We start from the raw sequence: 7,663 nt of genomic DNA on the forward strand, positions 1-7,663 counted from the left end.
CGGATACGGATGGCTGGAGGCCGCCGCAACGCCGCTGCTGTCATTTCGCCTGAGGATGAAAGGCACCGTCCGCGGCAACCACCATGGCGCCTGCTCGGCATTTCGAGCGCATGGAGGTGTAGCGTATGGACCCGAACCGATTCCCAGCCTGGACGCGTGCCCTTGCGGCGGTCCTCACAACGGCGATCCTCGTTGCCTGCGGCGGCGGTGGCGATGGCGGCAGCACCGCCGAGCCGGTCGCCAAACCATCCGAGGTCGCCAATGAGGTCGCGCGAGGCGAGATCAAGGCCGATGCCATTGCGGCGACGCTCATCAAGGTCGCCGACGGCACCGGCCCCCTCAAGGGTGCGACCATCGAGCTGCCGGTAGGGGCGGTGATCGAGGATGCGGAAGTACAGATTGGCTACGAAGATGCCCTGCCTGGCGCATTGCCCCAGCGAGCCCTGGATGCCGGTGCCACGCAGGTCTCCAAGGTGATCGTACTCAAGGTCGCGGAGGGCCGGGACAGCACGTTCAATCAGCCTGTCACCATCACGATTCCATACGATGCCGCAACGGCCGGCGACATGCCGCCAGCGGTGTTCTACTGGGATGAAGCGGCCGGCCGCTATCAGACGGTCGCGGTGGTCGCGGTCGATCGAACCGCCGGCACGGTGAGTTTCAGGACTTCGCATTTCTCCAAGTTCGTGGCCCTGGTGCTGCTGAAGCTCGGCATCGAGCCCGAGGTCGACACCGGCTTCAAGTTCGGCACCGATTCCATCCTGCATCAGAACTTCGGCTCGTATCAGTACGGTGGTCATTGCGCGGCGTTTGCGTCGATCTCCACCTACTACTACCGCAACGGCACGACGCTGCCGCTGTATTCGTTCGCCCAGGAGGGCGCAACCGAGCAGCCGGCGGACGACGAGATCACACGCTCGGCACTCGCCATGACCTATGGCGTGATCGTCAGCAAGTGGAACAGCGTTGCCGGCAGCATCGTGATCCCGCGCGCCGTGGATACCGGCCGGCTGATGCTGCAGTCGATGATCGTCACGGGGCAGCCCCTGCACCTGGTCATGCACTCGAACACGAAGACCGACGGTGGTCACTCGGTCACCGTCCATGGCTACGACGCCGTGGCCAAGGCCTTCCGTATCTACGACTCGAACTTCCCGAAGACAGCGGTCAACTACCCCTGGACGTTCGACGCGGGTTTCGGCACCTACTCGCGCGCTGCGAGCTACCCGGCCAAGATGTTCGACTACATCGGTTACGCGTCCGACGATACGTTTGCCGCACCGGCGCAGTTCGCCCAGATCATGAGCGACTGGAAATCCGGCAAGCTGGCCGACTACTTCAAGAATCTGCAAGTCACCGATCCAAAGGACTCGGCCTCAAGGGTGCTCGACATGAAGGCGGCGCTGAGCCTGGAGATTCCATACGAGGACGGCAAGACGGTCGATGGACAGGTCACCCGCCCGGCCGGCAGCACCAAGCCCTTGTTCCTGCATGTGTACAAGGACGGCGTGACGCAGGGCGATGGATTGCCGATTGCGGCAGACGGCAAGTTCAGCATCACTTTCCCGACCAAGCTGGAGAGCAAGGTCGAAGTGATGCTGCTCGTGACCGAGCACGCAAAGAGCCTGACGACCGGCTTCACCGCATTTGGCCGATTCTCGGTGCGCGCTGCGGGCAAGAATTTCTTCACCAATTTCGGCTTCGAGGCCGGCGACATCAGTGGATGGAGCGCCAGCACCTCGCGCCTGGGTGTGGCCTTCACGCCCACGAAGGCAACGGTGGTAGGGACCGGATTTGACAGCATCGCAGCCGATCTTCCTCTGTCGGTGTTCGGCAATCACGCCCTGCGAGTGAATGACGAAGACAACGGCTACCACATCACCTACGTTTCACAGCGCGCCACGGTACCGACGACAGGCAATCCCCAGCTTCGCTTCCAATGGGCCGCGGTACTGGAAGACCCACAGCACACCCCGGAGGACCAGCCCTATGTCGAAGTCACGGTGCGCAACGTGACGAAGGGAACCATCCTGTACAACCGCCGCTTCTATACGAGCGACCCGAATTTCACCGGATGGCAGAGCTATCAGGGCGGTAACTGGAAGGCCATCCCGTGGCAAACGGTCGTTGTCACGGGCTTGTCCAGCAGCGCCGGTGACGAGATTGAGCTGTCGGTCACCGGCGCCGACTGCGGCCTGGGCGGACACGGCGGCTATGTCTATCTCGACGGCGAGGAATAGCGGGGCCATGAGGACCGCCGGCACGACAGTTTGCAGCAGTAGCGGGCTGCTCCTGTCGTGGCTGGCGCTCCTTCACGCCGCCGAGGTGCAGGCAATGCGCGTTCCCGATGTTGTGCTCTATGCCACGCTGAACAGCGCGGTCGTCGCTCGGGTGGCCGGACATGAATGCGCGGCGCCGCCGGGCAGCCATGTCGCGTTGGTGAGCGAGCTCGCCGGCCCTGGCATTGCGCCCGGCGCTGAGCGGCGATGGTTCGTCCACGTGATTTCGGGGCCGTGCGCCGGCGCGGTGGCGACTTTGCCGGAAAGCAGCCTGCGCGATCAGCGCTCGCAGCCCGACCCCACCCACCCTGCGGCCCGATCTCGCCAAGCCCGATGACATGGCGACAGCGGGAGCCCATCCATTGCCGCCAAGTCATGCCTTTCATTCTCGCCGATCGACCACCTGCCATGTGTCCAGCCGCAGCAGCGCCTCGTCGCGCCAGTAGCCCATCTCGGCGTAGAAGGTCTCCCAGACGCAGGCCGCCTCGCAGCCGCTGTCGCAGCAGTTGTCGGGCTCGTCGGGCGGCTCGCTGAGCGCGATGCCGCGCTCGGCGGCCAGCGCCTGTAACTGGCGGCGTGCCGCGATGGCGCTGGCGCGGTCGGTGATCGGGGCAGACTCCATGGCCGCATTGGACCAGAGCCGCGCGCAGCGCGCAGGGGGTGGCCTACAAGCCCCCGAACACCTTCTTCAGGATGGCGCTGCCAGTGCCGACCGGGTCCTTGCGGATCTTCTTCTCCTCCTCGCCGATCATCAGGTACAGGCCGTCCAGCGCCTTGCCGGTCACGTACTGCTGGATATTGGCATCCTCGCCGCGCACCAGGCCGAGGCCGGCGGCCTTGCCGGCCACCGCGTTGTACTTGTCGGCCAGCGCCACCCGCTGCGTGGCGCGGGTGACGATGGGCAGGAACTTCTCGGCCAGCGGGGCACGCGTCTTGTCGGCAAAGAAGCGGGTGGCCGAATCGTCGCCGCCGCGCAGGATCTGCAGACCGTCCTCGACGCTCATATTCTTCACCGCCGCCACCAGCAGGCTCTTGGCCTCCGGCACCGCCGCCTCGGCGGCACGGTTCATCGCCGTGAGCAACTCGTCCACGCGCTTGCCCTGGCCGGTGGCCTTCAGCAGGCGGGCGCCATCCTTCAGATAGCCCGGCAGCTCGATGCGCACCAGCGGGTTGCCCAGAAAGCCGTCGGGCTTGCCCAGCAGGCCCACCGCCGCCACCGCCCCGCGCTCCAGCGCCGTGCGGATGCCGCTGGCCGCATCGCCCTCGCTGATGGCAGCCGCATGGGCCGCGCCCAGGGGCAGGCCCAGCATCGCCAGGCTCAACATATCGCGTCGCTGCATATCCATCTCCTTGGTCCGCAACATATCTCTCACATCACCCGTCGGCCGGCCACCAGGGTCTCGCGCACCAGCGGCAGGCCATCGAATTCGGACACCCGCAGCAGGTCGGCGCGCAGGCCCTCGGCGATCTCGCCGCGGTCGCCGAGCCCGCAGGCACGCGCCGGCTTCAGGCTCACCAGCTGCAAGGCCTCGCTGACCGAGAAGCCGGCCTCACGCTGCAGCCGCCAGGCGGCCTGCAGCAGGCTGGTCGGCACATAGTCGGAGGACAGCATGTCCAGCAGCCCCGCGCGCGCCAGCTCCAGCGCCGCCACATTGCCCGAATGCGAACCGCCGCGCAGCACGTTGGGCGCGCCGGCCACCGTGGCCAGGCCGAGGCTCCTGGCGCGGCGCGCCGCTGCCGGGCTGGTGGGGAACTCGCTGATCGTCGCGCCCAGGGCCTGCGCCTCCTCGACATGGGCCTCGGTCGTGTCGTCATGGGTGGCCAGGGTCAGGCCTTGCGCGCGCGCCACATCGGCGAACCAGGCGCGGTTGGGCCCCGCGTGCAGGGCCTGGCGCTGCGGCGCCAGGGCCACCTCGGCATCGAACTGGGCGTCGCTCCAGCCCTTCTTGCCGGTGTAGTAGATGCGCGCATGGTCCAGGTCGGCCCATTGGCGCTGACCCGGCGTGTGATCCATCAGCGACAGCAGCCGCAGGCGCGGGCTGCCGATGAAGGCCTCGAACAGCTCGCGCGCATTCGGCGCCGGCAGCTCGCAGCGGACATGCAGCCAGTGATCGACGCGCAGCGCGCCGGCGGCCTGCAAGCGGTCCAGGGCCACCAGCAGCCCGGCCTGGCTGCGCGCGCGAAAGCCCTGGCCATAGGGATCGCCGACCCCGATCGCATCGAACACGGTGGTGATGCCGGCCGCGGCGATCTCGGCGTCATGCGCCTGCAGCGCACCCAGCATCGGGAACACCACCTTGGGCCGCGGCATCACATGGCGCTCCAGATTGTCGGTATGGATCTCGACCAGGCCCGGCAGCAGCCAGTCGCCGCCCCAGTCCTCGGCCCGCGCGGCGGCCGGGGCCGGCCCGCGGCCGACCGCGGCGATGCGCCCCTCGCGCAGCAGCAAATGGCCCAGAAAGCTCTCGCCGGCCAGCACCAGGCGGGCGTTGCCAATCAATCTCTCCATGCGGCGACGATACCCGACAATGCGGCCCCGATGGCCGACACCCCCGGCGACAGCCCACGCTATGCGCTCTACTACGCGCCACCGGCCGCGCACCCGCTGTGGCGGGCCGGCTGCGCCTGGCTGGGCCGCGATCCGGACGATCCGGACGATCGGCGCGCGCCGCCGCCCGAACGCGGCGAACCCTGGCGCTACGGTTTCCATGCCACCCTGAAGCCGCCGATGCGCCTGTTGAAGCAGGGCGAGGCCGAGCTGCTGGCCGCCATCGAGACCCTGGCCGCCGCCACGCCGGCCTTCGCGATGCCAGCCCTGGAGGTGGCGCCGTTGTCCGATTTTCTGGCCCTGCGGCCGCGCCAGGCGCTGGCGCGCGAGCACCCCTTGTGGCGCCTGGCCGATGCCTGCGTGCGGGAACTGGACGCCTGGCGCGCGCCGCCCGACGCGGCCGAGACCGCGCGCCGCCGCGCGCATGGCCCGGACGCCGAGCAGCTGGCCCTGCTGGCGCGCTGGGGCTACCCGCATCTGCTGCAGCGCTGGCGCTTTCATCTGACGCTCAGCGACCGCAGGCCCTCGGCGGCGCTGGTGGACGCGGCACGGCTGCATTTCGCCGCCGCGCTGGCCCTGCCCCTGCGCTGCGAGGAACTCTGCCTCTTCGTCGAGCCCGCGCCCGGCGTGCCCTTCCGGCTGCGCCGTCGCTTCAGGCTGGCAGCAGCCGCAGGCGCTCGGTGAGCAGCGCGTAGAAGCCCTCGGCATCCACGCCGCCCAGCACATGGGCATTGGCCGGCCGGCCGGTGACGCCCCACCAGTCGATCACCGTCATGCCGCGGGTCAGCGGGCTCGCGGTCTCGATCGCCACATGGCAGTCGCGGCCGCTGAACAGCTCGGGGCGCAGCAGCCAGGCGATCACGCAGGGGTCGTGCAGCGGGCCGCCTGCCTGGCCGTATTTCTGCACGTCGAAGCGCTCGGCGAACTCCAGCCATTGCGCCACCGTCTCGGCCAGCGGCGTGCCGATCGCACGGATCGCGGCCACGCGGTGCGGCAGGGTCAGAGCCTGGTGCGTGACATCCAGCGGCGCCATCGTGATCGGCACGCCGCTGCGCAGCACCAGGTCGGCCGCCTGCGGGTCCACGTAGATGTTGAACTCGGCCGCCGGCGTGATGTTGCCGCCCTCGAAGCAGCCGCCGCCCATCAGCACGATCTGCCGGATGCGCGGCGCGATGCGGGGCTCGCGCATCAGGGCCAGCGCGATATTGGTCAGGGGCCCCAGCGGGCACAAGGTCACCGTGCCGGCCGCGCGCCGCATCAGCGTGTCGATCAGGAAGTCCACCGCATGCGCCTCGGCCAGCGGCTGCGGCGGCTCGGGCAGCGGCGGGCCATCCAGCCCGGTCTGGCCATGCACATGCTCGGCCGTCACCAGCGGCCGCAGCAGCGGCCGGTCGGCGCCGGCATGCACCGGCACCTCGGCGCGCCCGGCCAGCGCGCAGACGATGCGCGCATTGCGGCTGGTCAGGGCCAGCGGCACGTTGCCGGCCACCGTCGTGATGCCCAGCACCTCCAGCTCGGGGCTGGCCAGGGCCAGCAGGATCGCGACCGCGTCGTCCTGACCCGGATCGGTGTCGATGATGATCGGAGTTCTGCTCATGCGCCGGTCCGGGTTTCGGGCTCGTGCAGCGGCACCACGTCCTGGTCGATCGCGCCGAACAGGCTCTGTCCGTCCGGGCCCTTCATCTCGATGCGGATCGAGTCGCCGAACTTCATGAACCCGGTCTTGGGCTCGCCCTGCTCGAGGGTCTCGATCGCGCGCTTCTCGGCGATGCAGCTGTAACCCTTGCTCGAGTCCTGGTTGCTGACCGCGCCCGAGCCGACGATGGCGCCGGCGCGCAGGTTGCGCGTCTTGGCAAGATGCGCGATCAGCTGGCCGAAGTGGAAGTTCATCTCGGGCCCGGCGTCGCACTGGCCGACCTTGCGGCCATTCCACTGCGACTGCAGGCTTAAGAAAACGCGCCCGCCCTGCCAGGCCTCGCCCAGCTCATCGGGTGTCACCGCCACCGGGCCGAAGGCGGTGGCCGGCTTGCTCTGCAAGAAGCCGAAACCCTTGGCCGCTTCGGCCGGGATCAGGTTGCGCAGACTCCAGTCGTTCACCAGGGCCAGCAGGCGCACGCCCTCCAGGGCCTGCTCGGGCGAAGCGCCGATGGCCACGTCGCCGGTGATCACCGCGAGCTCGGCCTCGAAGTCGATGCCCATGGCCTCGGACACGAAGCGTGCCGGCTCCATGGCGCCGAGGAAGTCATCGCTGCCGCCCTGGAGCATCAGCGGCTCGCCGCGCAAGCTCTCGGACATCTCGGCGCCGCGCGCCCGCAGCACCAGCTCCACATGGTTCAGGTAGGCCGAGCCGTCGGCCCATTGGTAGGCGCGCGGCAGCGGCGCCATGCACTGCTTGGGGTCGAAATTGAAGGCATGGCGCAGCTTGCCATGGTTCAGGCCGACGTAGAGCTCCTCCAGCTGCGGCGACAGGAAGTTCCAGTCGTCGAGGACCTGCTGCAGCCGGGTGGCGATGCCGCTGGCGTAATGGGCCTGGCTGAGATCGCGCGACACCACGACCAGCTGGCCGTCGCGCGAACCGTCCCTGTAGGTGGCGAGTTTCATCGTTGGAAGAAAAGAAGAAAGAGGAGGATGAGGATGGAAAGCAAGTGGACTTGCGCGCAAGACCCCGGATGGCAGCATTGTCCGATGAGTCATCGCACCCGACGGCCGGCCCGCCTGGCAGCGGCGGCGGCGCTGGCCGTGGCGCTGCACGCCGGCCTGCTGGCGGCACTGCGGCCGGCGCCGCCCGAGAGCGCGCCGGCGCAGGCTCGGCCGCCGCCAACCCCGCTGCCAACCC

At 68.9% G+C, this 7,663-nt stretch carries 8 protein-coding genes; 3 read left to right on the plus strand and 5 right to left on the minus strand.

What is annotated here, in order from left to right:
• Positions 1-125: 125 nt before the first annotated feature.
• Positions 126-2,240: a hypothetical protein gene (locus AC07OQ_RS08120; protein WP_495052595.1), complete on the plus strand. Its 2,115-nt coding sequence runs from the start codon at positions 126-128 to the stop codon at positions 2,238-2,240.
• A 7-nt stretch (positions 2,241-2,247) separates the two neighbouring features.
• Positions 2,248-2,616: a hypothetical protein gene (locus tag AC07OQ_RS08125; RefSeq protein ID WP_495052596.1), complete on the plus strand. Its 369-nt coding sequence runs from the start codon at positions 2,248-2,250 to the stop codon at positions 2,614-2,616.
• A 45-nt stretch (positions 2,617-2,661) separates the two neighbouring features.
• Here the strand turns inward: AC07OQ_RS08125 and AC07OQ_RS08130 are convergent, their stop codons facing one another.
• The 3 genes from AC07OQ_RS08130 to AC07OQ_RS08140 are packed head-to-tail and all read right to left on the minus strand — an operon-like array spanning position 2,662 to position 4,788.
• Positions 2,662-2,901, minus strand: a complete 240-nt coding sequence (locus AC07OQ_RS08130; RefSeq protein WP_495052597.1) for an oxidoreductase-like domain-containing protein — start codon at positions 2,899-2,901, stop codon at positions 2,662-2,664.
• A gap of 43 nt (positions 2,902-2,944) precedes the next feature.
• Positions 2,945-3,619, minus strand: coding sequence for a DUF4197 domain-containing protein (locus AC07OQ_RS08135; RefSeq protein ID WP_495052598.1), 675 nt, complete (start codon positions 3,617-3,619; stop codon positions 2,945-2,947).
• Positions 3,620-3,648: 29 nt separating this feature from the next.
• A complete protein-coding gene (locus AC07OQ_RS08140) occupies positions 3,649-4,788 on the minus strand; it encodes an alpha-D-ribose 1-methylphosphonate 5-triphosphate diphosphatase (protein ID WP_495052599.1) in 1,140 nt (379 codons plus the stop codon).
• Positions 4,789-4,818: 30 nt separating this feature from the next.
• Between AC07OQ_RS08140 and AC07OQ_RS08145 the strand changes: the two genes are divergently transcribed.
• The gene (locus AC07OQ_RS08145; protein WP_495052600.1) at positions 4,819-5,511 is read left to right on the plus strand and encodes a DUF1045 domain-containing protein; all 693 of its coding nucleotides are present in this window, start codon (positions 4,819-4,821) and stop codon (positions 5,509-5,511) included.
• Here the strand turns inward: AC07OQ_RS08145 and AC07OQ_RS08150 are convergent.
• Both AC07OQ_RS08150 and AC07OQ_RS08155 read right to left on the minus strand, forming a co-directional pair.
• On the minus strand, positions 5,480-6,424 hold the full coding sequence (locus AC07OQ_RS08150) for a nucleoside hydrolase (protein WP_495052601.1): 945 nt from the start codon (positions 6,422-6,424) through the stop codon (positions 5,480-5,482). The two genes, AC07OQ_RS08145 and AC07OQ_RS08150, sit on opposite strands and share 32 nt — an antisense overlap.
• Positions 6,421-7,428, minus strand: coding sequence for a fumarylacetoacetate hydrolase family protein (locus AC07OQ_RS08155; protein ID WP_495052602.1), 1,008 nt, complete (start codon positions 7,426-7,428; stop codon positions 6,421-6,423). The genes AC07OQ_RS08150 and AC07OQ_RS08155 overlap by 4 nt, the downstream gene beginning before the upstream one ends.
• Positions 7,429-7,663: the final 235 nt, after the last annotated feature.

The sequence above is a fragment of the Roseateles sp. GW821-FHT09B06 genome (assembly GCF_059418245.1).

Bases quoted from the DNA above. Each gene is read 5' to 3' on its own strand.
- AC07OQ_RS08120 (WP_495052595.1), top strand. From the start codon at position 126: ATGGACCCGAACCGATTCCCAGCCTGGACGCGTGCCCTTGCGGCGGTC.
- AC07OQ_RS08125 (WP_495052596.1), top strand. From the start codon at position 2,248: ATGAGGACCGCCGGCACGACAGTTTGCAGCAGTAGCGGGCTGCTCCTG.
- AC07OQ_RS08130 (WP_495052597.1), bottom strand. From the start codon at position 2,901: ATGGAGTCTGCCCCGATCACCGACCGCGCCAGCGCCATCGCGGCACGC.
- AC07OQ_RS08135 (WP_495052598.1), bottom strand. From the start codon at position 3,619: ATGCAGCGACGCGATATGTTGAGCCTGGCGATGCTGGGCCTGCCCCTG.
- AC07OQ_RS08140 (WP_495052599.1), bottom strand. From the start codon at position 4,788: ATGGAGAGATTGATTGGCAACGCCCGCCTGGTGCTGGCCGGCGAGAGC.
- AC07OQ_RS08145 (WP_495052600.1), top strand. From the start codon at position 4,819: ATGGCCGACACCCCCGGCGACAGCCCACGCTATGCGCTCTACTACGCG.
- AC07OQ_RS08150 (WP_495052601.1), bottom strand. From the start codon at position 6,424: ATGAGCAGAACTCCGATCATCATCGACACCGATCCGGGTCAGGACGAC.
- AC07OQ_RS08155 (WP_495052602.1), bottom strand. From the start codon at position 7,428: ATGAAACTCGCCACCTACAGGGACGGTTCGCGCGACGGCCAGCTGGTC.